23 protein-coding genes, 3 tRNA genes and 2 pseudogenes are annotated in these 24485 nt (G+C 73.6%); 16 read left to right on the top strand and 12 right to left on the bottom strand.

The genetic code is table 11. The features are described 5' to 3' along the window. Nucleotides 1-108 precede the first annotated feature (108 nt). The 4 genes and pseudogenes from LN037_RS02955 to LN037_RS02940 all read right to left on the bottom strand — a co-directional run. Complete coding sequence (locus LN037_RS02955; RefSeq protein WP_230749671.1) at nucleotides 109-351, bottom strand: helix-turn-helix domain-containing protein; 243 nt, start codon at nucleotides 349-351, stop codon at nucleotides 109-111. Between the two features lie 155 nt (nucleotides 352-506). Further along, the gene (locus LN037_RS02950) at nucleotides 507-1643 is read right to left on the bottom strand and encodes a DUF2188 domain-containing protein (protein ID WP_230749669.1); all 1137 of its coding nucleotides are present in this window, start codon (nucleotides 1641-1643) and stop codon (nucleotides 507-509) included. Nucleotides 1644-1717: 74 nt separating this feature from the next. Beyond that, nucleotides 1718-2494: an alpha/beta hydrolase gene (locus tag LN037_RS02945; protein ID WP_230750377.1), complete on the bottom strand. Its 777-nt coding sequence runs from the start codon at nucleotides 2492-2494 to the stop codon at nucleotides 1718-1720. A gap of 69 nt (nucleotides 2495-2563) precedes the next feature. After that, nucleotides 2564-2826 (bottom strand): annotated as a pseudogene (locus LN037_RS02940) (epoxide hydrolase N-terminal domain-containing protein); the annotation flags it as partial. 137 nt (nucleotides 2827-2963) lie between these two features. Here LN037_RS02940 and LN037_RS02935 point away from each other — a divergent pair. Continuing rightward, nucleotides 2964-3248 (top strand): hypothetical protein, encoded by a 285-nt coding sequence (locus tag LN037_RS02935; RefSeq protein WP_230749667.1) that lies wholly within the window; start codon nucleotides 2964-2966, stop codon nucleotides 3246-3248. 71 nt (nucleotides 3249-3319) lie between these two features. Here LN037_RS02935 and LN037_RS02930 read toward each other — a convergent pair whose 3' ends face one another. Next, on the bottom strand, nucleotides 3320-3886 hold the full coding sequence (locus LN037_RS02930; protein ID WP_230749665.1) for a TetR/AcrR family transcriptional regulator: 567 nt from the start codon (nucleotides 3884-3886) through the stop codon (nucleotides 3320-3322). 114 nt (nucleotides 3887-4000) lie between these two features. On the opposite strand from LN037_RS02930, the pseudogene LN037_RS02925 reads away from it, so the two are divergent. From LN037_RS02925 to LN037_RS02915, 3 genes and pseudogenes are all read left to right on the top strand, one after another. After that, nucleotides 4001-5503 (top strand): annotated as a pseudogene (locus LN037_RS02925) (carboxyl transferase domain-containing protein); the annotation flags it as partial. An 84-nt stretch (nucleotides 5504-5587) separates the two neighbouring features. Then, complete coding sequence (locus LN037_RS02920; RefSeq protein ID WP_230749661.1) at nucleotides 5588-7600, top strand: ATP-binding protein; 2013 nt, start codon at nucleotides 5588-5590, stop codon at nucleotides 7598-7600. Between the two features lie 2 nt (nucleotides 7601-7602). Then, a complete protein-coding gene (locus LN037_RS02915; RefSeq protein ID WP_230749659.1) occupies nucleotides 7603-8742 on the top strand; it encodes an acyl-CoA dehydrogenase family protein in 1140 nt (379 codons plus the stop codon). 10 nt (nucleotides 8743-8752) lie between these two features. Here LN037_RS02915 and LN037_RS02910 read toward each other — a convergent pair whose 3' ends face one another. Genes LN037_RS02910 through LN037_RS02900 form a run of 3 tightly spaced genes read right to left on the bottom strand, consistent with a single transcriptional unit; the run spans nucleotide 8753 to nucleotide 10475 of the window. After that, nucleotides 8753-9253, bottom strand: coding sequence for a DUF4188 domain-containing protein (locus tag LN037_RS02910; protein ID WP_230749658.1), 501 nt, complete (start codon nucleotides 9251-9253; stop codon nucleotides 8753-8755). After that, a complete protein-coding gene (locus LN037_RS02905; protein WP_230749656.1) occupies nucleotides 9250-9570 on the bottom strand; it encodes a DUF2834 domain-containing protein in 321 nt (106 codons plus the stop codon). Before LN037_RS02905 ends, LN037_RS02910 begins: the two co-directional genes overlap by 4 nt. Further along, on the bottom strand, nucleotides 9567-10475 hold the full coding sequence (locus tag LN037_RS02900) for a hypothetical protein (protein ID WP_230749654.1): 909 nt from the start codon (nucleotides 10473-10475) through the stop codon (nucleotides 9567-9569). Before LN037_RS02900 ends, LN037_RS02905 begins: the two co-directional genes overlap by 4 nt. A gap of 131 nt (nucleotides 10476-10606) precedes the next feature. Here LN037_RS02900 and LN037_RS02895 point away from each other — a divergent pair, with 131 nt between their 5' ends. Further along, nucleotides 10607-11257 carry a MerR family transcriptional regulator gene (locus LN037_RS02895; RefSeq protein ID WP_230749652.1) on the top strand — a complete coding sequence of 217 codons (651 nt, stop codon included), beginning with the start codon at nucleotides 10607-10609 and terminating at the stop codon, nucleotides 11255-11257. Between the two features lie 10 nt (nucleotides 11258-11267). Next, complete coding sequence (locus LN037_RS02890; protein ID WP_230749650.1) at nucleotides 11268-12158, top strand: LLM class F420-dependent oxidoreductase; 891 nt, start codon at nucleotides 11268-11270, stop codon at nucleotides 12156-12158. 43 nt (nucleotides 12159-12201) lie between these two features. On the opposite strand, the gene LN037_RS02885 is transcribed toward LN037_RS02890, so the two are convergent. Then, nucleotides 12202-12579 (bottom strand): VOC family protein, encoded by a 378-nt coding sequence (locus tag LN037_RS02885; protein WP_230749649.1) that lies wholly within the window; start codon nucleotides 12577-12579, stop codon nucleotides 12202-12204. 54 nt (nucleotides 12580-12633) lie between these two features. On the opposite strand from LN037_RS02885, the gene LN037_RS02880 reads away from it, so the two are divergent. After that, entirely contained in the window at nucleotides 12634-14436 is a 1803-nt protein-coding gene (locus LN037_RS02880) for an MFS transporter (protein WP_230749647.1), read from the top strand. A 90-nt stretch (nucleotides 14437-14526) separates the two neighbouring features. Here LN037_RS02880 and LN037_RS02875 read toward each other — a convergent pair whose 3' ends face one another. Then, nucleotides 14527-15453, bottom strand: coding sequence for a hypothetical protein (locus LN037_RS02875; protein WP_230749645.1), 927 nt, complete (start codon nucleotides 15451-15453; stop codon nucleotides 14527-14529). Nucleotides 15454-15540: 87 nt separating this feature from the next. On the opposite strand from LN037_RS02875, the gene LN037_RS02870 reads away from it, so the two are divergent. The 8 genes from LN037_RS02870 to LN037_RS02835 all read left to right on the top strand — a co-directional run bounded on the left by LN037_RS02870 (nucleotide 15541) and on the right by LN037_RS02835 (nucleotide 20429). After that, nucleotides 15541-16305, top strand: coding sequence for a phosphatase PAP2 family protein (locus tag LN037_RS02870; protein WP_230749643.1), 765 nt, complete (start codon nucleotides 15541-15543; stop codon nucleotides 16303-16305). A 118-nt stretch (nucleotides 16306-16423) separates the two neighbouring features. Beyond that, nucleotides 16424-17563: an FAD-dependent monooxygenase gene (locus tag LN037_RS02865; RefSeq protein WP_230749642.1), complete on the top strand. Its 1140-nt coding sequence runs from the start codon at nucleotides 16424-16426 to the stop codon at nucleotides 17561-17563. A gap of 22 nt (nucleotides 17564-17585) precedes the next feature. Further along, entirely contained in the window at nucleotides 17586-18839 is a 1254-nt protein-coding gene (locus LN037_RS02860) for a serine hydrolase domain-containing protein (protein WP_230749640.1), read from the top strand. A gap of 255 nt (nucleotides 18840-19094) precedes the next feature. Next, nucleotides 19095-19265, top strand: coding sequence for a hypothetical protein (locus LN037_RS02855; RefSeq protein WP_308286094.1), 171 nt, complete (start codon nucleotides 19095-19097; stop codon nucleotides 19263-19265). Between the two features lie 83 nt (nucleotides 19266-19348). Next, entirely contained in the window at nucleotides 19349-20083 is a 735-nt protein-coding gene (locus LN037_RS02850; protein ID WP_230749638.1) for a ScbR family autoregulator-binding transcription factor, read from the top strand. A gap of 64 nt (nucleotides 20084-20147) precedes the next feature. Next, a tRNA-Glu gene (locus LN037_RS02845) sits at nucleotides 20148-20220 on the top strand. 22 nt (nucleotides 20221-20242) lie between these two features. Beyond that, nucleotides 20243-20316: transfer RNA gene (locus LN037_RS02840), tRNA-Asp, on the top strand. A 39-nt stretch (nucleotides 20317-20355) separates the two neighbouring features. Then, nucleotides 20356-20429 (top strand) — tRNA-Phe (locus tag LN037_RS02835). Nucleotides 20430-20570: 141 nt separating this feature from the next. On the opposite strand, the gene LN037_RS02830 is transcribed toward LN037_RS02835, so the two are convergent. Next, nucleotides 20571-22244, bottom strand: coding sequence for an LGFP repeat-containing protein (locus LN037_RS02830; protein WP_230749636.1), 1674 nt, complete (start codon nucleotides 22242-22244; stop codon nucleotides 20571-20573). A gap of 217 nt (nucleotides 22245-22461) precedes the next feature. Here LN037_RS02830 and LN037_RS02825 point away from each other — a divergent pair, with 217 nt between their 5' ends. After that, nucleotides 22462-23505 carry an NAD(P)-dependent alcohol dehydrogenase gene (locus LN037_RS02825; protein WP_230749634.1) on the top strand — a complete coding sequence of 348 codons (1044 nt, stop codon included), beginning with the start codon at nucleotides 22462-22464 and terminating at the stop codon, nucleotides 23503-23505. Between the two features lie 58 nt (nucleotides 23506-23563). Here the strand turns inward: LN037_RS02825 and LN037_RS02820 are convergent, their stop codons facing one another. Further along, on the bottom strand, nucleotides 23564-24472 hold the full coding sequence (locus LN037_RS02820) for a serine protease (protein ID WP_230749632.1): 909 nt from the start codon (nucleotides 24470-24472) through the stop codon (nucleotides 23564-23566). Nucleotides 24473-24485 lie beyond the last annotated feature (13 nt).

Below are 24485 nucleotides of genomic sequence, written 5' to 3'. Positions count from 1 at the left end.
GTGTGCACCTGCGCCGGCCCACGCACCCGCCGTCGGCAAGATCCGGACGAGCCGCGCGATGTGATCGCTCAGCGATCAGATCGCACGGCGCGATGAGATCTTCGGCAGCTACGCCCCCTGGTCGGCGACGTACTTCCGCCCGGCATCCGTGACGGCGACGTGGACGAAGCGGCGCCCGAGCTCCTCGGGGCTCACGTCCTCGATCAGCCCGGCCGCCTCGAGCTGGGCCAGGAACGCGTCGAACTGGGCCTGCTGCTCCTCCGCGACCCCGCCCGCCAGGGCCGACTCCGGAATGACCCGGTCGCCGGCGCCGTCCACGGCCTGCAGGAACTCCGCGATCAGGTCCGCCATGGGCGGCCACGGTGCCCGCTCGACGACCTACCAGTGGGGCCAGATCACCGGTGGCTACACCGCCTCGACCGCGGCGCCCGCGCCCGCTGAGGTGGCTTCGCCCCGTGAGTACTTGTGACGGTCATGACCGTCACAAGTACTCACGGGACCGAAGGTCACCTGACGGCGTCCTGCAGGCGCCGGGCGCCCTCGTCGGCCTTGTGCGCCCCGACGCCGGTAGCAGAGCCGACCAGGCGGAGCCCGGTCACCGTGACCACGTTGACGAGCCGGCCCGTGATGCGCACCGGGTTGAGCACGGCCGCCAGCCAGTCGAGCGGGGCGGCGGCGGCCTCGGTGTAGGCGTGGATCGTCTGGCCGGCGCGGTCGGCCGCGTCGGTCAGCTCCTCGTCGAGCTTCTCGCCCTGCTGGGCGGCGCGACGGGTGGTGTTGCGGAGCTCGTCGCTCGCGTCGGCCGCCGTGGCCTCGACGGTCGCGGCGGTGCGCCGTCCGGCCGCCCGTGCCTCGCCCGCGACCTCGCGGACCGTGCCGCGGACCTCGTCGGCGGCCTCCCGGCCGGTCTCGCGCGCGACGTCGGCGGCGTCCTTCGCAGCGGACTCGACCGACTGGCTCGCGGCGGAGGCGTCGTCGGCGATCTGCCCGGCGCCCTGCGACACGGTGCGGCCGACCCGCTCGGCGGAGCCCTCGGCGTGGCCACGGATCTTCTTGGCGGTGGTCGCGAGGTCGCCACCGACCTCGTCGGCGGTCTCCGACGCCTCGTCGCCGACGGTGCGCGCCGAGTCGGCGGCCTGGTCGGCGACCGTCCCGGCCCGCTCGGCGGCGGTGTCGGCGACGGCGCGCGGGCCGGTGCCCGTGCTGCGGCTGCCGGAGCCGTTGCTGTCGGCGGAGGCCTTCGCGGTCTTCCGAGCGGCGTCGCGCTCGGCGGCGCTGCTCTGGCCGGAGGCCTCGATGCGCTCCTGGTCGAGGTCGGCGACCTCCACCCCGGCCTGGGCGGCCTCGGCGGCGGCGCGGCGGGAGGTGTCCTCGCCGGTCTGCTTCGCCTCCGCGGCGGCCGCGGCGGAGAGCTCGGTGGCGATGCGCTCCGAGTCCTGGGTGTGGGCGGGGACGTCGGTGGCCTCGACGAGCTCACCCGCGAGGTCGTGCACCATCACGGCGCCGCCGCCGTCGTTGCGGACGATCTCGACGGCGCGGGCGATGGCCTCGCCCTGGGTGGGGGCGTGGGCACTGGGACGGGTGGCGGCGGGCTTGACGACGATCCATCCGTCGTCGGACGGGCGGACGTGGCGGTCGGCCATGAGGTAGCTCTCCGGGAGGTGCGTGACGGTGCGATCGGGATCGATGGCCCGAGGTGCCCGACCTCGGCGATCGACTACACGCCCTCCTCGGTGACCGCGGCCACGAGATCGGCCACCAGCACGTCCGGCGCCTGCAACGACGCGAAGTGGCCGCCCGTGTCGTAGCGCCGCCAGCGCACGATCCGGTGCGAGCGCTCGGCGATCCCGCGGACGGCGTGGTCGCCGGTGAAGCAGGCGACGGCGGTCGGCACCCCCGACGGTGCGTGCTGCTCGAAGGCCCCGTGGCACTCCCGGTAGATGCGTCCCGACGACGCGGCCGTGCCGGTGAGCCAGGTGGTGGTGACGTCGGTGAGGACCGCGATCGGGTCGACCGGGATCTGCCGGGTCGTCGTCGGGTCGTAGTCGACGAACCACTCCAGCTGCCACGCGAGCAGGCCGACCGGCGAGTCCGCGAGCGCGTACCCGAGGGTCTGCGGCCGCGTGCCCATGATCGTGGCGTAGCCCGAGCGCTCCTCCCACAGGGCGCCGAGCGCGGACACCTGGGCCGCGTCCTCCTCGGACAACCCGGCCGTCGGGTCGCCGGCCGACCAGTCGGCCGGCGTCGCCAACGCGTTGAGGTGCACGAGGGAGACCCGCTCGGGGGCGAGCCGCGCGATGTGCGGCCCGATCAGCGCGCCCCAGTCCCCGCCCTGGACGACGAACCGCTCGTAGCCGGCTCGCGTCATGAGGTCGAGCAGCGTCCGGGCGTGGCGGTCGAGGTCCCAGCCGACCTCGGTCGTCGGTCCCGTGAACCCGAACCCGGGCAACGACGGCGCCACCACGTGGAACCGCTCGACCAGGGCCGGGAGCACCGGCAGGAAGTCCGCCGGCGTCGACGGCCACCCGTGCAGGAGCAGCAGCGGGGTCGCGTCCGGCTGGGTCGCCCGGGCGTGGACGGCGTGCACCGGCTGGCCGTCGATCGACGTCGTCACCTGGGCCAGGCGTTGAGCCGCTGCTCGACGGCGCGCCAGTCGAACTCCTCGCGCCACAGCCGGACGAGCTCGGCGAGATGGTCCCGCTCGACGCCGTGGGACCAGCCGATCCCGTACGGGGCGTCGGGCAGCCGGGCGGCGGCGAGTCGTCGCTGCAGCTCGTCCAGGTCGGACGGCGGGACGTCGACGGTGAACGGCGTCAGCTCGGTCATGACGACGAGGGTCGCGGCCGAGGCGGTCAGGAACGGTCCGCCTCGGCCGGTGACCGCACATAACTCCCGTGAGGGACTTTTCGTCGCGGTGGCCGGGGAGGAGGCTGGACCTCCGGACGACGGAAGGACGGTGCGCCATGACGAGACCGGACGCGATGGTGCCCGAGCAGATCATCGGTTCGCGCGACGAGGCCGAGCACGCACGCCTCGAGGAGGCCCGGGCGCAGTACCGCCGACTCAACGGCGAGTTCACGATCCTGGAGAACTTCGAGCGTCGCCTCACCCGCCAAATCCACGAGAAGCAGGAGCAGGGGCGCGACGACTACGTGCGCGAGCTCGTGCAGCGCCGCATCTCGGTGCGGTCCCGGCTCGAGGAGATGCGCATGCGCCGGGCGCGCGCGGCGGAGGCGGCGGGCCTCTGAACCCGCGCTCGTCGGCGACGGTCCGTCCCTGACGTCGGGTCCGCGCCACCCGCACGGCGCGGCGGGCCGTCTCACGCCGCGACGGCGGCCCGCACCATCGTCGCGAGCACCGGCCCCGCCACCTCGGGCGAGGTGTGCGAGGCGCTGCGCGGGGTCGAGTTCATCAGGCCGAACGCCGCGTGGGCGGCCGTGCGGACCTCGTCGGTGCTGCGCGCCGGGCCCACCCGCGCGATGACGTCCTCCCACACCTCGACGTAGGCGCGCTGCAGCGCGCGCACCCGCCGTCGGGAATCGTCCGGCAGCGAGGCGAGGTCGCGGTCCTGCACCGTGATCAGCTCGGGGCGGTGGAGGGCGAAGTCGACCTGGAAGTCGATGAGCGCGCCCAGCCGCCCCGGGGCGTCGGGGTGGGCCGCGACGATCGCCTGCGCGCCCTCGAGCAGGTGCTCGCTGATCCCGACGAGCATCTCGGCGAGCAGGCCCTCCTTCGACGGGAAGTGCCGGTAGATGGCCGGCCCGCTGACGCCCGCGGCGGCACCGATCCCGTCGATCGAGGTCCCGTGGAAGCCGTGCCGGGCGAACAGCCGCGCGGCCTCGACCAGGATCTGGTCCCGACGGCGGGTCGGTGCGGTTCGTGCCATCAGCTCCACCCGAGGCACAGTACGACTCTTGCGCCGCGATGTGAACGCTCGCTAACGTCTCGTGTTAGTCATCGTTCACGTCGAGGGAGGTTGCCGGTGACCGCCACGGTCGGATCCGGGCACGCCGAACTGGTCGACGACCTGCGGGCGAAGCTCGCCGCGGTGCGGCTGGGCGGGCCGGAGCGCAGTCGGCAGCGCCACGTCGAGCGGGGGAAGCTCCTGCCGCGCGACCGGGTGGACGCGCTGCTCGACCCGTCGTCGCCGTTCCTGGAGCTCTCACCGCTGGCCGCGCACGGGATGTACGACGACGCCGCGCCGGGCGCGGGGATCATCACCGGCGTCGGGCGCATCTCCGGGCGCACCTGCGTGGTCGTCGCGAACGACGCCACCGTCAAGGGCGGCACCTACTACCCGATGACGGTGAAGAAGCACCTGCGCGCCCAGGAGGTGGCGCTGCAGAACCGGCTGCCGTGCGTCTACCTGGTCGACTCCGGCGGGGCGTTCCTGCCCGAGCAGGACAACGTGTTCCCCGACCGTGAGCACTTCGGGCGCATCTTCTACAACCAGGCCACGATGTCCGGGCTCGGCATCCCGCAGATCGCCGCGGTCCTCGGTTCGTGCACGGCGGGCGGGGCCTACGTCCCGGCGATGAGCGACGAGGCGGTGATCGTCCGCAACCAGGGGACGATCTTCCTCGGCGGCCCGCCGCTGGTGAAGGCCGCGACCGGCGAGGAGGTCACCGCCGAGGAGCTCGGCGGCGGCGACCTGCACGCCCGGACCTCCGGGGTGGTCGACCACCTCGCCGACGACGACGCGCACGCCCTGTCGATCGTCCGCGACATCGTCGACACCCTGCCCGCCGACCCGGCGCCGCCGTGGGAGAAGCGGGCCTCGGTGCCGCCGGCGAAGGACCCGGCCGAGCTCTACGACGTGGTCCCGGTCGACGGGCGCAGCGCCTACGACGTGCGCGAGGTGATCGCGCGGGTCGTCGACGGGTCGAGGTTCACCGAGTTCAAGGCCGAGTACGGCACCACGCTGGTCACCGGCTTCGCCCGCATCCACGGGCACCCGGTGGGCATCGTCGCGAACAACGGCGTGCTCTTCCGCGAGTCCGCGCTCAAGGGCGCGCACTTCGTGGAGCTGTGCGACCAGCGCGGCATCCCGCTGGTGTTCCTGCAGAACATCACCGGGTTCATGGTCGGCCGCGAGTACGAGGCCGGCGGGATCGCCAAGGACGGCGCGAAGATGGTCACCGCGGTGGCCACCACGCGGGTGCCGAAGCTGACCGTGGTGATCGGCGGCTCCTATGGCGCCGGGAACTACGCCATGAGCGGGCGGGCCTACTCGCCGCGGTTCCTGTTCATGTGGCCGAACGCCCGCATCTCGGTGATGGGTGCCGAGCAGGCCGCGACGGTGCTGGGCACCGTGGGGTCGTCGAGCGCCGACTCGGTCCGCGAGCAGTACGAGCGTCAGGGTCACCCCTACTACTCCACCGCCCGGCTCTGGGACGACGGCGTGATCGACCCGCTCGACACCCGCACCGTGCTCGGCCTGGCCCTGTCCGCCTGCGCCCACGCGCCGCTGGACGACCCGCGGTTCGGTGTGTTCCGGATGTAGCGCCTCCCCGGGTGCAAGCAATGCGTCACTGCTTGCACTGGGTGCAAGCAGTGACGCATTGCTGTCATCAGGGGAGAGGACACCGTGTTCGCCAGCGTGCTGATCGCCAACCGCGGCGAGATCGCCGTCCGCATCGCCGCCACCGTGCGCGCCCGCGGGCTGCGCAGCGTCGCCGTCTACACCGACGCCGACGCGTCGTCGCCGCACGTCGCGGCGGCCGACGTGGCCGTGCGGGTGGGGAACTACCTCGACGGCGCCGCGATCGTCGAGGCGGGCGCCCGGGTCGGTGCCCAGGCCGTCCACCCGGGCTACGGCTTCCTCGCCGAGAACGCCGCGTTCGCCCGGCAGGTCGCCGAGGCCGGCATGACGTGGATCGGCCCGCCGCCCGCTGCGATCGAGACGATGGGCGACAAGATCTCGGCGAAGGCCGCCGTCGAGCCGGCCGGGGTGCCCCTCGTGCCCGGCAGCTCCGAGCAGGGACTGAGCGACGCCGAACTCGCCGACGTCGCCCGCCGCACCGGCTTCCCCGTCCTGCTCAAGCCCAGCGCCGGCGGCGGCGGCAAGGGCATGCACGTCGTCGAGCGCGAGGAGGAGCTCGCCGACGCCATCGCCGCCGCCCGCCGCGAGGCCCGCGGCTCCTTCGGCGACGACACGCTGCTGCTCGAGCGGTACGTGACCGACCCCCGCCACGTCGAGATCCAGGTCCTCGCCGACACGCACGGCACCGTCGTCCACCTCGGCGAACGCGAGTGCTCCCTGCAGCGCCGCCACCAGAAGGTCGTCGAGGAGGCCCCCTCGGCGGTGCTCGACGAGAAGCAGCGCGACGCCATGGGCCGCGCCGCCGTCGACGCCGCGACGGCCTGCGGGTACGTCGGCGCCGGGACCGTCGAGTTCGTGACGAACGCCGACGCGAGCGAGTTCTTCTTCCTCGAGATGAACACGCGGCTGCAGGTCGAGCACCCGGTCACCGAGGAGGTCGTGCGCGTGCGCGGCGGGCGCCTCGACCTCGTCGCCGAGCAGCTCCGGGTCGCCGCCGGCGAGCCGCTGGGCTACGAGCAGGACGACGTGACGCTGGAGGGCCACGCCGTCGAGGTCCGCCTCTACGCCGAGGACCCCGCGCGCGGCTTCCTCCCCACCGGCGGCCGCATCCTGGGCCTCGACTGGCCGGCGGGAGACGCAGCGGAGCGGAGCTCGACCCAGGTCGTGGGAGCCAGGGTCGACGCGGGCGTGCAGGTCGGTCAGGAGGTCGGCAGCGCCTACGACCCGATGCTCGCCAAGATCATCGCTCGGGGCGCCGACCGCGCCGAGGCCCTCGACCGGCTCGACGAGGCGCTCGCCCGGACCACCGTCCTCGGCGTCACCACCAACCTCGCCTGGCTGCGGACCCTGATCACGCACGACGACGTCCGCGCGGGCCGTCTCGACACCGGCCTCATCGCCCGGCTCGGGGTGCCCGAGCAGCAGGTTCCCGACGACGTGGTGGTCGCGGCCGCCCTCGCCGGCCTCCTGCGCCTGCCCGAGTCCGACGACCCGTTCAACACGCTCGGCGGCTGGCGCATCGGCGGCGAGCCCGCGCCCGCGCGGTGGACGCTCGTGCCGCTGGGGGAGAAGGACACGTCCTTCGACGTCGCCCTGCGCGGACGGGCCGACGCCGCGACGGTGACGCTCGGGGAGGACCCGCCCCGACCCGTCGTCGGGACGGCCACCGCGGACGGGCTGGTGACGACGCTCGACGGCGTCACCCGCCGGTACCGGACCGCCCTCGCCGACGGCGTCCTGTGGATCTCGCGCGACGGCGGCACCTGGGCCCTGCGCGAGCAGGAGCGCCTGCAGGCCGCACGGACCGCCGGGGGCGCGTCGGACGGCGCCGTCACCAGCCCGATGCCGGGCACCGTCACCGTCGTCGAGGTCGAGCCGGGCCAAGAGGTCGAGGCCGGGCAGCGGCTCGTCGTCGTCGAGGCCATGAAGATGGAGCACGTGCTGACCGCGCCGATCGCCGGCACGGTCACCGAGCTCCCCGCGAGAGCCGGGGCGACCGTCGCGCTCGACGCACCCCTCGTCACCGTCACCCCCCAGAGCACCGAGAGCACGGAGTAGTCATGCAGCTGTCCGAGGAGCACGAGGCCCTGCGCGCCACCGTCGAGGAGTTCGCGCAGAAGGAGGTCGCACCGGTCATCGCGGACTACTACATCCGCGAGGAGTTCCCGTACGACCTGGTCGCGACCATGGGCGAGATGGGCCTGTTCGGCCTGCCGGTGCCCGAGGAGTACGGCGGCATGGGCGGCGACTACGTCGCGCTGTGCGTCGCGCTCGAGGAGCTCGGCCGCGTCGACCAGTCGGTCGCGATCACCCTCGAGGCCGGGGTGTCGCTGGGCATCATGCCGCTGGTGCGGTTCGGCTCCGACGAGCAGAAGGAGCGCTGGCTGCCCGACCTCGCGGCCGGGAAGGCCCTCGGGGGGTTCGGCCTGACCGAGGCCGGCGGCGGCTCCGACGCCGGTGCCACGAAGACGACCGCGAAGCAGGACGACGGCGACTGGGTCATCAACGGCTCGAAGGCCTTCATCACCAACTCCGGCACCCGGATCACCTCGCACGTCACGGTCACCGCGGTCACCGGGCAGACCGAGGGCAAGCGCGAGATCTCGGCGATCCTCGTGCCGAGCGGCACCGAGGGCTTCACGGTGGCGCCGAGCTACTCGAAGGTCGGCTGGAACGCCTCGGACACCCACGAGCTCGCGTTCTCCGACTGCCGCGTGCCCGAGGAGAACCTCGTCGGGCAGCGCGGCAAGGGCTTCTCGCAGTTCCTGTCGATCCTCGACGAGGGCCGGGTCGCGATCGCCGCCCTGGCCACCGGCGCGGCCCAGGGCTGCGTGGACGAGTCGGTCCGCTACGCCCGCGAGCGGCAGGCGTTCGGCGCCGCGATCGGCACCTACCAGGCGATCCAGTTCAAGATCGCCGAGATGGAGACCCGCGCCCACACGGCCCGCCTCGCCTGGCAGCACGCCGCCGAGAAGATGGCCGCCGGCGTGCCGTTCACCAAGGAGGCGGCGATCGCCAAGCTCGTCTCCGGTGAGGCGGCGATGGACAACGCCCGCGACGCGACGCAGATCTTCGGCGGCTACGGGTTCATGAACGAGTACCCCGTCGCCCGGCACTACCGGGACTCGAAGATCCTGGAGATCGGCGAGGGCACGTCCGAGGTCCAGAAGATGCTGATCGCGAAGCGTCTGGGGCTCTAGTCGTCCCGCCTCAGGGCGTCTCGACCGGCGGGTGGTCGTCGGTCCGCGCGCCGATCCGCGTCGCCGAGGTGCTTCCCGACGACAGGTCCACCGCGCGGCTCGCGGCGAGGAGACCGATCTCCGGCATCGCGCCGTAGATCGTCTCCCACTGTCCGGCGGACACGCGGTAGGTCTCGTGGAAGATGCCGACGGAGTCCGGCGACGTGCGGGCGGCCCGGTTGAACGCCCGCCACGCCGGGAGGTGCTCGGCCTGCGCGTTCCGCGCGTACGCCTCCAGGTGCTCGTAGGAGCGCCAGTACTGCACGACGGCGGGTCCGCCGAACATCCAGCCCGCGTGCGCCTTCAGCAGCCCCATCTCCGGGTGCCGCTCCAGCTCGCGCAGCATCCGCGGCATCGCGTGGAACACCGGGAGCCAGGCGCGGACGTCGGTCCAGCGGTTGACGTGGGTGCCGATGAGGAAGACGACGAAGTCGCCCTCGATGTCGGCGCTGCGGCGGACGTAGGAACTCATGCGGGGACCTCCTTCGGGGTGCGCGCGCGGTCGCGCAGGAACAGGAAGAGCGGGAACACGAACGCGACGGCGATCGCCGCGCTCCCGACGACGAGCAGGACCAGCGACCAGGTCGGCCACCCGAGGCGCCGGCCCTCGAGGACCATGAACACGCAGGCCGCGAGGCCGGCGACGAGGATGTCGACCGCCGCCGAGGACGAGGCGGCGTTCGCGAACCAGCCGGCGAGATAGTCCTCCCCGGCCGCGAACGAGGCCAGGTTGAACCACCAGGTCCCGACGAGCCCGACCAGCGCGAGCACCAGGTAGCCGTACCTCATGCCGGCACCGCCTCGCGGGTCATCGGGCGCGGGGCCCGGGCGAGCACCGTCCCGACGGCGAGGGCGGTCCCGACGACGAGGCCTCCCGCGGCCAGGAGCGTCCACGCGTCCGGGGCGAGCAGCGGCTGGGCGCGCAGGGCCTGCCACGTCAGCAGCAGGGTGAGGCCGGTCCAGGCCGCCGCGGCGATCAGCACGAGCCGGACCCGGACGAGCTCCGACCGCACCGCCGGGACCCGCCCCACGAGCAGCAGCAGGCCGAGCGCCACGAGCGGGACGACCTGCAGGCCGTGCAGCCCGACGAAGTGCCCGATGCGCAGGTCGCCGCCCGTCGTCGACCACCCGAGCAGGGCGAGGCCCGGCCCGCCGTCGGGAACCCCGACCGCGTGGGCGCCGACCGTCGGCATCCCGTCCCCGGCCTGCGCGGCCGCGATCTGGGCGCCGCTCGGACCGGTCATGAGGAACGCCACGGCCATCCCGAGCAGCGAGACCAGCAGCCCGAGGCGCACGCCCCACGCGACCGACGGGGTGAGCGAGCGCTCCCGCAGCAGCACGATCGCGATGACGAGGTTCGCCACCCACAGCACCGCGATCGAGGCGCCCATGACCGCCCAGACCGCCGCGTCGAACGGCGTCGCGACGTCGAAGTGGCTGGCCCGCCCGCGCAGCACCTGCCCGACGATCGCGATCATCTCGATCGTCGAGGCCACGGCGACGACGGTGGCCGCGGCGGAGGCGACCCGGTGCGCCCGGTCGGCGCGGACCAGCGACACCATCCACGCCAGCGTCGGAGCGTAGAGGGCGAAGCTGATCGAGAACTTCAACGGCTTCGCCCAGATCGGGGCGCCGCCGAGCACGCGGGGATCGAGCAGCAGGCCCGCCGCGCAGACCGGGACGAGCAGGGTCATGGCGCCCGTGAGGACGAGGAGAGGGCGGTTCCAGGCTCGCATCGGGTCCCCCGTGATTGGATAGCGGCACTGTCCGAACGAGAATGGACAGTAGAACTATCCGTAGAAGTTGTCCAGGTGGGAGGAGTCGGATGAGGGTCGGCGAGCTGAGCCGGCGCAGCGGCGTGAGCGTCGCGTCGATCAAGTACTACCTGCGGGAGGGGCTGCTGCCCGCGGGCGAGCGGACCAGCCCGAACCAGGCCTCGTACGACGACGCGCACCTGCGGCGGCTGCGCATGATCCGGGCGCTCATCGACGTCGGGGGCCTGTCGGTCGTCGCGACCCGCGACGTGCTCGCCGCCGTGGACGACCCCGGACTCCCGCTCTTCCAGGCCCTCGGACGGGCCTCGGGGACGACGACCGCCCCGGCGCCCGAGGAGGAGCCCGACGAGGCGTGGGAGCAGGCCGAGCAGATGCTCGCCGACCACGTCGCGGAACGCGGCTGGCAGGTCACGGCGGAGAACCCGGCCTGGCACGGCGCCGTCGGCGTCCTCGCCACCTACCTCCGGCTCGGCGACGCCGACCTGGCCCGGCAGCTCGGGCTCTACATGCGCACGATGGAGGAGGTCGCCGAGCACGAGGTGGCGGCGGTGGTGGACCGGGGCGACCGGGCCCGGACGGTCGAGGGCGTCGTCGTCGGGACCGTCCTCGGAGACACCCTGCTCGCCGCGGTCCGCCGACTCGCGCAACAGCACTGTTCCCTGCGGCTGCTCGGCGAGACGCCGACCCGTCGGCAGGGTTAGCGTCGCGATCATGGCTCAGGCACGCATCGACTTCCCGTCCCGCGTCGGCGTCTGGTGGACCAGCGACTCCTGGCGCATCGCCGACGCCGCCGAGGTCGCCCGCGACCTGGAGGGCATGGGCTACGGCTCGCTCTGGTACGGCGAGGCCTACGGCAAGGAGACCTTCACGCAGGCCGGCGCGTACCTGAACGCGACCGAGCGTCTCGTCGTCGGGACCGGGATCGCCAACATCCACGCGCGGGACCCGATCGCCGCCGAGTCCGGCGCCCGGACGCTGACCGCCCTGCACCCGGGGCGCTTCGTGCTCGGGCTCGGGGTGTCGCACGCGCCGCTCGTCGAGCGGGGCCGCGGCGGGACCTACTCCAAGCCGCTCGCGACGATGCGCGACTACCTCCAGCGGATGGACGCCGTCCCGGCCGAGGTGGAGCCGGACGCGCGTCCGACCCGCGTGATCGCCGCCCTCGGGCCGAAGATGATCGAGCTGTCCGGGACGAACGCGGACGGGGCCCACCCGTACCTGGTGCTGCCGGAGCAGAGCCGGACCACGCGGGAGGCGCTCGGCCCGGACAAGTGGGTCATCTCCGAGCAGGCCGTGGCCCTCGGCGACGAGGAGACCGCGCTGCGCCGGGCGCACGCCCACCTCGAGATCTACTCGGGCCTGCCGAACTACCGGAACTCGTGGCTGCGGCAGGGCTTCGACGAGTCCGACCTGGTCCGCGGTGGCTCCGAGCGCCTCAAGCGCGCGCTCGTGGGCATGGGCTCGGCCGAGCAGGCCGCCGCGTCGATCACCGCGCACCTCGACGCGGGGGCCGACCACGTGCTGGTCCAGCCCCTCGGCGACTCACCGTTCGACGACCCGCGCGAGACGCTGCGGGAGCTCGCGGGTGCCCTCGGCCTGTGAGCACCTCCCGTGGCTCCGGCCACGGGAAGTGCTCACCTGCGCGTCAGCGCACGTCCCGCCGGATCGGATGGTCCGGCGGGATCTCGACGAGCACGATCGCGCGGCCGTCGGGGTCGGCGATCCAGCACTCCCGTAGCCCCCACGGCTCGGTGCGGGTCTCCCGGGTGACGACGACGCCGGCGGTCCGGAGCTCCGCCTCCGCGGCCGCGATGTCGCGGACCTGCAGCCAGAGGGCGTCCGGGCCCGACCCGGCGTCGGGAACGCCGCGCCCGGACACCTCGAGATAGCCGGTCCCGAGGAAGTAGACGACGCCGCCGGGGAACTCCCGGGCGATCGCGAGCCCCAGCGTGCCGCCGTAGAACGCCCACGCGACCTCGGGATCCCGGGGTCGGATCAGGATGCGGCTGGACAGCACCTCCACGTGAGGTCCCACCTTTCGTGGTTCGGTCGGCCGGGCGGGGGCATCCTGGCCGTCGTGAGCTCTCCCGGCCAGGCAGCACCCGATCCCCGCCGCTGGCGCGCCCTCGTGGTGTGCCTGGTGGCCGGGTTCATGACGCTGCTCGACGTCAGCATCGTCAACGTCGCCCTGCCCTCCATGCAGCGCGGGCTCGGCGCGTCGGCGGCGGAACTGTCGTGGGTGGTCTCCGGGTACGCGCTGACGTTCGGGCTCGTGCTCGTGTCCTCGGGGCGCCTCGGCGACGACCGCGGGCGCAAGAAGATGTTCCTCATCTCCCTCGCGCTCTTCACGATCACGAGCGCGGTCGCCGGGTTCTCGGTCGACCCGACGATGCTCGTCGTCGCCCGCCTCCTGCAGGGCGCGGCCGGCGGCATGCTGAACCCGCAGATCATCGGCGTCATCCAGCAGCTCTTCTCGGGACGCGAGCGCGGCCGGGCGTTCGGCCTGTTCGGGGCCGTGATCGGGGTGTCGACGGCGGTCGGGCCGCTGCTTGGGGGCCTGCTGCTCGAGTGGACCGGCGAGGCCGAGGGCTGGCGCTGGGTCTTCTACGTCAACGTCCCCGTCGGGATCGTGGCCCTGCTCCTCGGCCTCTGGTGGCTGCCCACCGACGAGACCGCCACCGCCGAACGGCGCCCGCTCGACGTCGTCGGGGCGATCCTGCTCGGCGGCGCGGTCGTCGCGCTGATGCTCCCGCTGGTGCTCTCCGAGCAGGACTTCGCCGGGGCGCCGTGGTGGCTCGTCGGCGTCGCCGTCCTGCTGGGGCTCCTCTTCGTCGCCTGGGAACGCCGCGCCAAGCGCACCCACGGCCACCCGCTGGTGAACTTCGGGCTCCTGCGCACCCGCAGCTACGCGATGGGCACCGCGCTCGGCCTGCTCTACTTCGCGGGCTTCACCTCGATCTTCTTCGTCCTCACCCTCTTCCTGCAGCAGGGCCGGCAGTTCACGCCGCTCGAGGCGGGGCTCGCGCTCACGCCGTTCGCCGTCGGGTCCGCGGTCTCCTCCGCGGTCGGCGGGCGCCTGATCTCCCGGCTCGGCAAGCCGCTGATCGTGGGCGGGCTCGTGACCGTGGTGGTCGGACTCGTCGCCACCGACGTCGTCCTGCGTCTCGACCCGGCGAGCGTCGGGTGGGCCATCGCGCTGCCGCTGCTCGTCGCAGGCATCGGCGGCGGCCTCGTCATCGCGCCCAACCAGACCCTCGCCCTCGAGGAGGTCCCCGCCCGCGAGGGCGGTACCGCGGCCGGCGTGCTGCAGACCGGTCAGCGGATCGGGTCCGCGATCGGCATCTCCGCGGTCGGCGCGGTGTTCTTCTCCACGCTCGCGTCCAGCCGGGGCGACTGGGCGAGCTCGATCAGCCGCGGGCTCGTCATCACGGTCGGGCTGGTCGTCCTCGCCCTGCTGGTCGGCATCGCGGACCTCGTCGCCGGTCGCTTCTCCCGCCGCACGCCCGTTCCCGACGACGGGTCGGGTCCCGACGCCGGGTCGGGTCCCGACCCGACGGACGACGCCCGGGAGGACGACCCGGTCGAGGAGTCGGGGCCGGCGGTCGTCGGGAAGGTCGTGCGCGCCGAGGACGGCGAGCCGGTGCCCGGAGCGGTGCTGACGCTCGTCGACGAGACCGGCCACCAGGCCGCGCGCGCCGAGGGCGACCCGCAGGGGGCGTTCCGCCTGGCCCCGCCGCACGCCGGGTCCTACCAGCTCGTGGCGCGGGCGCAGGGGCGCGCGCCGGACGTCGGCCGGGTCGCCGTCAGCGAGCACGCGAGCGCGTACGACGTGGTGCTCGGCCCCGCCGCCGAGGACCACGTGGTGCGGACGGTGCGCTGACGGGCCCCCACCCCGCCGTGGCAGGAAAGCGTCGTTGCTGTCGGCCAGTGGCAGCAACGACGCTTTCCTGCCACCGGGGGGAGGGGACCCTCAGGCCCGCTTGAGCGGCGGCCGCGCCACCCCGTCGTCGCCGGCCAGGGACGCCTGAGCGGGGGAGCGGGCGAGGACCACGACACCGCCGAGGGCCAGCAGCAGCCCGAGCACGAACCACGGGCCCCACCCCTCGCGGATGCCGTCGCCGAGCAGGGCCAGGCCGAGCAGGCCGGGCGCGAGCGTCTCGGTCACGGCGAGCACCGCGACGACCGGCCCGACCGAGCCGCGCGCGAGCGCGACGGTGTAGAGCGCGAGCCCGAGGACGGCGAAGCCCACGAGCGCCCACGCGACGGGATCGGTCAGCACCGTGCGGGCGATCTCGCCGACCGGGCCGTCGAGGTCGAGCAGGCGCACGGCCACCGCGGTGCCGCCGAAGGCGAGGCCGGCGACGAAGGCGGTCGGGACCGCCCGGCGGCTGCGGACCGCGAGCGTGATCCCACCGACCGCCAGCACGAGCAGCACCACCAGCAGCGCGATCGTGCCGGCGAGCCCGGTGTGCGGCAGCTCCCCGGTGCTCGCGCTGCCCACCAGCAGGGCGAGCCCGAGCACGTTCGCGGCCGCCGCGTACAGGTCCACCCGTCGCAGCGGCGTGTCGAAGACCCAGTGCGAGGCGATCACCGTGATCACCACCTGGCCCGCGACGATCGCCTGGACGGCGACGATCGGCATGTAGCGCAGCGCGAGCACGGTGAGGATCCAGCCGACGATGTCGAGCAGGAGACCGGCCAGGTAGACGGGACTGGTGACCACGCCGGCCGCCCGGGTGGCCCGCCGCGTCGCGAGCGCCTCGAGCATGGCCGCGCCCGCGTTCGCGCCCGCGGCGACGAGGGCGGCGACGAGCCCGACGACCAGCACCGCCACCTCCCGCCCGTCGACCCGCCCCGCAGCGAGTCTGCCTGCAGCGCGGCCGTGGGACGTGCTCATCGACGCGCGCGTCGTGCCCCGGAACGGGGTACAGGTCCTTCCGGACGGTGGGTCGGCAGACCCGGGAGCGGCGGGGAGTCGACGACGGTGACGGTGGCGGTCGGCCTGGCGGTGGCAGCGGTGGTGCTCCTGGTCGGGGCGGGACGGGCCCGGCGGCGCGCCCCGCGTCCGGTGCCGGTCTGCCTCGTCGTGGCGGGGGTGCTCGTCGGTCTGTCCGCCGCGGTGTTCGCGCTGGTGGCGCGCGACGAGACCCTCGCGGACACCGACGCGCCCGTCCTGGCGTGGATGGTGGCCCACCGCACGACGGGTCGTACCGACCTCGCGGAGGCGGCCTCGCTGTTCGGCGGGACGTTCTTCACCGGGGGCCTCGCCGTCCTCGTCGCGCTCGTCCTCGCGGTGCGCGGGCGGCGCTCGCGGGCCGCGGTGTGGGTGGGCGCGGTGGCTGTGGGATCTCTCACCATTCGGATTCTCAAGACCGCGGTGGAGCGGGCGCGTCCGCCGCTGGACACCCGGCTCGCCGTCGAGACCTCCGCCTCCCTGCCGTCCGGCCACGCCCTGATGTCCGCACTCGGCGTCGGGCTGACGGTGGTCGCGATCCTCCTGCTGTTCCGTGACGCCGGACGTGACGGACCGGTTGTGCGCGGCACGATCGTGCTGGTCGGAGCCGTGATCGTCCTGCTCATCGGGGCGAGCCGCACCTACCTCGGCGTCCACTGGACCACCGACGTGCTCGCCGGCTGGATGCTCGGCGGCGCCCTCGTCGCACTGGCCGTGGCGCTCGCCGCGGTACTCGAGGCCCGGCCCGCCAAGATCCATCCCTCGAAAGGATCAGTTGACGCGTCGGTAGCCTGACGCACGGATACTCCCCACTCGAACGGGGGATGCATGGCGTCACTCGAATGCCCCGAATAATCTACTGGGGACATACCGGCGATGCTGTCCGTGGCTGAGACGAATCGGGGGTCCCACCGTGGAGCAGGTCCCGCTCCTGGTCCTCGGGACCGGGATCGACGGGCTGGCTACGGCGCTCTGCCTCGCCCACCAGGGTTTCCCGGTGCAGGTGCTCGACCGCGGGCCGGACCCCGCCGTCGAGGACGACCCGGCCCTGCACGGGTCGACGCTCCTGCGGCCGGCGGCCACCCGGGTGCTGCACGGACTCGGGCTGCTCGACCCCCTGCAGGGTCGCACCCTCGAGCTGCAGCGCCTCACGCACGCGGACGCGGCGACCGGTCAGCCGCTGCGCAAGGTCGAACTGGGGGAGCACGTCCGGGCCCGCTTCGGCTACCCGGTGCTCATCGTCGCGCGCCAGGACCTGCGCCGGACCCTCGCCGAGGCGTGCGCCCGGGACGAGATGATCTCCGTGCGCTACGACAGCCGCCTCACCGGCGTCGAGGACATCGGGGACGCCGCACTCGTCACGCTGGAGGGCGGCGAGGAGTGGCGGGCCGAGGCGCTCGTCGGCGCGGACGGGGCGTCCAGCCGGGTGCGGGCGCTGCTCGACGGCGGCGCCGGAGCGCTCTCCCCGACGTTCGTGGTGCGGCGCGGCACGGTGGCGGCGGTCGCCGGCGAGCCCGCCCACCCGGAGCTGCGCGTGTGGTCGGCGCCCGCCCTGCAGGTCACGCGGATGCCGTCCCCGCGCGGCGGCGCGGAGGTCATGTTCGTGACGCGTGCCGACCTGCCGCCGGCCGAGCGGGAGTGGCTGGTCTCGCGCCTCGACCCGGACGTGCGTCGCACGGTCTCCGGCGTCGCCGCCCGCGAGCCGGACCAGGTCGTCGCCCACCAGCGCCCGCTGCCGCGCTGGACCCGGCACCGGCTCACCGTGGTCGGCGCGGCCGCGCAGCCGCTGCTGCCGCACGCCGGCGAGGAGGAGAACCAGGCGCTGCTCGACGCCCACGCACTCGGCGCCGCCTTCGACCGCTCCGACGGCCGCATCCTGCCGGGCCTGGAGGGTTACGAGGCGCTCCGCGCCACCGCGCGCGCCGCCTGCGCGGCCAAGGTGGCGGAGTTCGCGGCGCTCGCCCACGCCGAGGGCCTCACCCGCCGCCTCCGGGATCGGCTCTGGGCCCGCGAGGCCGTGGACGAGGTCGCCGAGATCGTGGGCGAGCGATAGTCCGCGGGCGCAGGATGGCGGGGTGAGCACCGCAGCGAACACCGCCCCCGGTCGCACCCTCGCCGTCGAGGCCGACCCGGCCGCCCTCGGCTTCGACCCCGCCCGCCTCGCCCGGGTCGACCAGCACTTCCGGCGCTACGTCGACGACGGTCGCCTCGCCGGCTGGCAGGCGGTCGTGGCCCGGCGCGGGCAGGTGGTGCACGCGTCGGAGTACGGCATGGCCGACGAGGAGGCCGGGCTGCCGGTCGAGGCCGACACCCGCTGGCGCATCTACTCGATGACCAAGCCGATCACCTCGGTGGCGGCGCTCATGCTCTGGGAGCGCGGCGAGCTCGAGCTGACCGACCCGATCAGCCGGTGGCTGCCCGCCTTCGCCGAGCCGCGCGTCTACGTGAAGGGGAGCTCGACGGCGCCCCTGACGATGCCGAGCCCGGAGCCGATCCGCGTCTGGCACCTGCTCACGCACACCGCAGGGCTGACCTACGGGTTCCACCACGCCCACCCGGTCGACGAGCTCTACCGGGCGCGCGGGTTCGAGTGGGGCGTCCCGGACGGGATGGACCTGGCCGCCTGCGTCGACGCCTGGGCCGCGATGCCGCTGGTGCACACGCCGGGCACGGAGTGGAACTACAGCCACGCCACCGACGTCCTCGGCCGCCTCGTCGAGGTCGTCTCCGGGCAGCCCCTCGACGCCTTCCTGCAGGCGGAGATCCTCGACCCGCTCGGCATGACCTCCACCGGCTTCGCCTCGGACGACCCGTCGCGCACCGCCGCGCTCTACGCCCTCGGGCCGGGCCGACGCCGGGTGCGCGCCGACGGCATGGGCGAGCCGTTCCTCCGCCCGCCGACGTGGCTCTCGGGCGGCGGCGGCCTCGTCTCCACCGCGGCCGACTACCACCGCTTCACGCAGATGCTCGCGCGCGGCGGGGAGCTCGACGGGGTCCGGCTGCTGGGGTCGCGCACCGTGGCCTACATGGGCCGCAACCACCTGCCCGGGGGACAGGACCTCGAGCAGGTCGGGCGCCCGCTCTTCGCCGAGATGCCCTTCCACGGGGTCGGGTTCGGCCTCGGGGTGTCGGTGGTGCTCGACCCGGCGTCGTACCGCACCCTCTCCTCGGCGGGCGAGATGGCCTGGGGCGGTGCGGCGAGCACCGCGTTCTGGGTCGACCCGGTCGAGGAGGTCACCGCCCTGTTCCTCACCCAGCTCCTGCCGTCGAGCGCCTACCCGATCCGCAGCCAGATGCGTTCGCTCGTCTACCAGGCGCTCGTGGACTGACGCTCCACGTGACCAACGGCGCCACGCTGCGTGAGGAACCTGAGGAGTCCCCGGGTCACCCTGAGAGAGGGCTGCACGGGGCCCTCCTGCTCTGTAGCGTCCAGCCCTGCCTCGCGGTGGACGAGGGAACGGGTGCTCAGGAGACGGATGAACGTGACGCCGGGTCCACGACGACGGCCAGCCGGACCGCATCCGGAGGCCACGGCCACGGCGGTCCCCGCGCCACGCGGCTCCGAACCGGGAGCCCTGGCCGGGGTGCCGGCGCAGCGGACCGCCGCGGACGTCTACCGGGTCAGCGAGGAGCAGGTGCACCGCGCCCGGATGGCGGTCGCCCGCAACGCGCTCGACTCGGACGACTGCCGTGACCTGCTCGACATGCTCGGGCTCATCGGCGAACCCGGCGAACCGCCGCCCGTCCGCCGCTGAGCCGAGGGACACCGGCCGGGCGCGTCGTGCCCGGCGCGTCGGCCGCGCGGGGGCGGCCCGAACCCGATTAGCGTGGTGCCGCCATGGTCGACGTGCCCGCCCCACCCGCCCGCTCCGGTGACCACCGGGGCGCCCCGCGGCAGGCACGCGCGCTCGCGACCCGCGAGACGATCCTCGACGCCGCCGCGCACGAGTTCGCCGCCGAGGGCTACCAGGCCGCGTCGCTGTCGAAGATCCTGGAGCGGAGCGGCGTCACGAAGGGCGCGCTCTACTTCCACTTCGCCTCGAAGGAGGCGATGGCCGACGCGGTCGCCTCGGTGATGGAGACGCGGTTCCCCGAGATCACCGAGGCCTTCGTGGGGCTCGGGCACGACCCGTTGACGACCGCCGTCCACCTGGCCATCGGGCTCGCCGACATCTACGAGGCGGACGAGTACTGCATCGGCGGGCTCCGGGTGGTCGCCGACGGCGCCCTCGGGCCCGAGCGGATCCCGTGGCCCCACCGCTACTGGGAGGACGTCTTCATCGACCTGCTCGGTCGTGCCGCGGATCAGGGCCTGCTCCGCCCGTCCGTGGGGTCGCGCGATCTCGGCCGCACCGTCGTCGCCCTCGGGCACGGCCACCGGGTGGTCTCCATGGCCGTCAGCGGGTCCGCCGACCTGCGGGAACGCGCCATCGCGTCGTGGGAGCTGCTGCTCGGGTGCGTGGCCGAGCCGGCCTGGCTGGAGCGCTGGGAGGCCGCCGGCGGGATGGCGTCGTTGCCCCTCGGACACCCGTTGCCGGGGGTGCCTGAGAGTGGGCCCGACCCCGTCCCGTAAGCTTTCCCTCGCACCCAACGGAGCGGACCGGTCACCACCGGAGGGGGTAAGGTCCACCAACCGAGCCCCCATCGTTCAGTGGCCTAGGACTCCGCCCTTTCAAGGCGGCAACGCGGGTTCGAATCCCGTTGGGGGTACGCAGTACAGTTTCATCAGCAAGGCCCAGTGGCGCAGTTGGTTAGCGCGTCGCCCTGTCACGGCGAAGGTCGCGGGTTCGAGTCCCGTCTGGGTCGCACGGTCGTGCTGGCGTCGCTCGTGGACCTGGCCGACGAGGCCAGGTAGCTCAGTTGGTACGAGCGATCGCCTGAAAAGCGATAGGTCGGCGGTTCGACCCCGCCCCTGGCCACCTCAGCCCACCCGGCGGTCCCGCCCGGTGGGCTCTCGTGCGTCCGGGCCCGGATCCCCCATCCCCGAGGGTGACGTCAGGCAGGGCCCGGGGCGGGCCGGGATGCCTGACGTCCTCCTCGCGGCAGGACGGCGGGACGGATCAGCGCGTGAACACGTACGTCTGCCCGTTCGAGGCGTAGTACACGATCGTCCCCTTGGCGAAGTCGGAGCGTCGGCCGCCGGAGACGGCGTACTCGTCCGTCGTCGGGAAGCCGATCGCGCTCGACGGCCCCCCGATCGCCTTGTACCGGGTCAGGATCGCCCCGCGCACCGCGTGCGCCCCCGTCGCGGACGACCAGTAGATCGACCCGCCCGCGTAGTCCTGCGCCCGGCCGCCGGCCACGGAGTACACCGCGTTCCTCGGTGCCCCGAGGTACGACGACGAGCCGCCCAGCTTCTGGTAGTACGCCGTCACCGGGTCGGTGGCGGGCGCGGTCGTGCTCGTCGGCGGCTTCGTCGTCGTGGTGGTCGGGGGCGCCGTCGTGACCGGGGGCGCCGTCGTGGTCGTCGGAGCCGGGGTCGTGGTGGTCGGCGTGGTCCCGAGGTCGATCCCCGTGGCGCCCGCGTACCGGCGCAGGGCCTCGATGAAGTAGTAGTCGCCGAACATGATGCCGGTGTCGTAGCTGCCCGACGGCTTGTTCTGCGTGCCGTGCAGCAGCACCGCCTGGTTGGTCGTGCCGTCCGCGAGGTAGGCCGCGGTGGAGAGCGACGCGATGATGTCGCGGGCGCCGGCCAGGTAGGTCTGCTTGCGGGTGGCGTCGGGCTCGAGGGTGGAGAGCTCGACGAGCCCGGAGGCGGCGATCGCGGCCGCCGACGAGTCCCGGGGCTGGCCGGTCGTCGAGGGCAGGTTGAAGTCCCAGTACGGGACCTTGTCCGCGGGCAGCCGCGAGAGGAAGTAGTCGGCGGCCCTGCGGGCCGTCGTCAGGAACTGCGCGTCCTGGGTGAACCGGTAGGCCATGGTGAAGCCGTGGACGGCCCACGCCTCACCGCGCGACCAGGTGGAGTCGTTGCTGTAGCCCTGGTGGGTGTACTTGCTGATGACGGCGCCGGTGCTCTGGTTGTAGTTCACGACGTGCCAGCTGCCGCCGTCGGTGCGGAAGAAGTCCCGGGCCGTGGTCTTCGCGTGGTTCGTCGCCATCGTCGCCCAGGAGGCGTCGCCCCCGTTCCGGGCCGCCCACCAGAGCAGCTCCAGGTTCATCATGTTGTCCATGATCACCTGGTACTTCGTGGTGTCGGTCCGGGCGTCCCAGGAGCGGATCGCGCCGACCTTCGCGTTGTAGCGGGAGGCGAGCGTGCGCGCCGCGGTCAGGACGACGGCCTTCGCGTTCGGGTCGCCGGTGAGCACCGCGTCCTGGCCGAACGTGTTGAAGATCTGGAAGCCGACGTCGTGGCTGGTGTCGTCGGTCTTGTTGGACTCGACGCCGGCCTGCCAGGCCTCGGCCCGCTGCTGCCACACCGGGTCCTTCGTGTGTGCGTAGGCCTGCCAGAGCGCGCCGGGGTAGAAGCCGCTGGTCCAGTCACCCGCGCCGACGTTCACCCAGGCGCCGTTCGTGCCGGTCCGCACCGGGTAGGCGTTGGTCGCTGTCCGCGCGGCGGTCGCCGCCAGGCGGGCCTCCGCGAACGCGAGGTCGCGGCGCACGGTGTCCGCGGTGAGGTCGGCCGCACGGGCCGGTGGCGCGGTGAGCACCTGCGTCCCCGCCATCACCATCGCGACCACGGCGAGCGCCGCGACCGCCGTCCACCGTCGCAGGCGTCCTCGCCCGACCGTCCCCATCGTCGTTCTCCCCCCGGTGATCACCGATCGTCACCACGGAGTCGTGTCGATCAGCCGTCCGCGTTACGCCGAGCGGCCCATCCGTTTCGACCGTCGCCAGATGTGAGCTGACGAACGCACAGGGTTCGAGTCGTTCAATCGTGGACAACCGAACTTCGAACGATGGCCGGACCCGCATGGGTCCGTCCCCGGACACCCGAAGGAAGGTCCTCAGACCGTGCCGACCACCGTCTCCGCCCTGGTCACCGAAGGCGCCTCGAAGCCGCTCGAGCGCTCGACCATCGAGCGCCGGGACCCGAAGCCGCACGACGTCGTCATCGACATCGCCTACGCCGGCATCTGCCACTCCGACATCCACCAGGCCCGCGACGAGTGGGGCGGCGCGGAGTTCCCGATGGTGCCGGGCCACGAGATCGCGGGCACCGTCGCCGCCGTCGGTGACCAGGTCACCAAGTTCTCCGTCGGCGACCGCGTGGGCGTGGGCTGCTTCGTCGACTCCTGCCGCGAGTGCGCCAACTGCAAGGCCGGCGAGGAACAGTTCTGCACCCGGGGCGAGGTGCAGACCTACAACAGCCGCGAGTACACCGGCGAGCAGACCTTCGGTGGCTACTCGCAGTCGGTCGTCGTGGACGAGAACTACGTGCTCTCCATCCCCGAGGGTGTCGAGCTCGACGTCGCCGCGCCGCTGCTGTGCGCCGGCATCACGCTGTACACGCCGCTGACCCACTGGGGCGCCGGCCCGGGCAAGAAGGTCGCCATCATCGGCATGGGCGGCCTCGGGCACGTCGGCGTCAAGATCGCCCACGCGCTCGGCGCCGAGGTCACGGTCCTCTCCCAGTCGCTGTCGAAGCAGGAGGACGGCAAGCGACTCGGCGCGGACCACTACTACGCCACCTCGGACGAGTCGACCTTCGAGACGCTCGACAGCACCTTCGACCTCATCGTCAACACGGTGTCGGCCGACCTCGACCTCGAGAAGTACGTGGCCCTGCTCGCGCTCGACGGATCGATGGTCAACGTCGGCATCCCGTCGAACCCGGGCTCGATCCACGCGTTCTCACTGGCCAACGGTCGTCGCAGCCTCTCCGGCTCCAAGATCGGCGGCATCCGCGACACCCAGGAGATGCTCGACTTCTGCGCCGAGCACCACATCGGCGCCGAGATCGAGACGATCACGGTGGACGACGTCAACAAGGCCTACGACCGCGTCGTCGACTCCGACGTCCGCTACCGGTTCGTCATCGACGTCGCGTCGTTCTAGGGGTGGCTTCGCCACGTGAGCACTTTCCCTGGCTCCAGCCACGGAAAGTGCTCACGTGCTAGAGCACGCCGAGCGTCCGGAACGGACCACCGGCGGCGAGGGCGAGGTCGCCCGGGGCGCCGTGGGCCTTCGCGTAGGCCAGCATCCGCGCGAGGTCGCCGACCCCGTTGGAGCCGGGCACGGGCAGCGCGTTCAGCGTCGAGAGCACGCCCACGGCCGTCCCGTCGGGCGAGAGGAACCCGCTCCCCGAGTCGCCGGGCACCCCGGGGGTGAGGGTGAGCACCGGGTGGCTCCAGCCGTTGCCGGTGTCGCCGAGCGCGGCCCCGACCTTCGGCGAGAGGGCGGCGACGCCCCCGCGCAGCTCGGAGTTGCCGTAGCTCGCGACCCGCTCACCGGGCGCGAGGCCGTCGGTGTCGATGCCCGTCGGTCCGCCGAAGAACGGGACGGCCGGGGACACGGCGGGGACGTCGGCCGGGTCGATCTCGACGAGCGCGAGGTCGTTGTACGCGCAGGCGTCCGGGTCGGTCTCCTTCGCGCCCTGCATCGCGAGCCAGGAGTTGTAGGCGAGCTTCCCCGGCTTCGAGGCGCCGCTGATCTCGACCGGGGTGCCCAGCGGCAGGGACTGCGAGGTGCAGCCGTCGGTCTCGGTGGCCGCGCCCGTGCCCGAGCAGTGCGCGGCCTGACCGATGTAGATCTTCCCGCCGCCGACGAAGACGAAGTTCGCGGTGCACTGGGCGCCGTTGGTGCGCAGCTGCACCCCGGGGTGGATCGAGCCGCCGAGCGCGGCGGCCATGTCGGGCAGGGCCACCGGGGCGGGCAGCGGCACGGCGGGACCGGGCACCGTGACCGCACTCGGCGCCGGCGGGGCGGGCGGCGGCGTCGGGTCGGCCCAGGCGGCACCGGTCGCGGCACCGAGCAGCAGCGCCGCACCGGCGAGCACCGTCGTGATTCGTCGTCCCTGCCGCACCCCGGCCACCTCA

The sequence above is a fragment of the Actinomycetospora soli genome (genome assembly GCF_021026295.1).
Taxonomy (GTDB): domain Bacteria; phylum Actinomycetota; class Actinomycetes; order Mycobacteriales; family Pseudonocardiaceae; genus Actinomycetospora; species Actinomycetospora soli.
The sequence above is the reverse complement of the archived record's forward strand: the minus strand, read 5'-3'. Positions and strand labels throughout refer to the sequence as shown.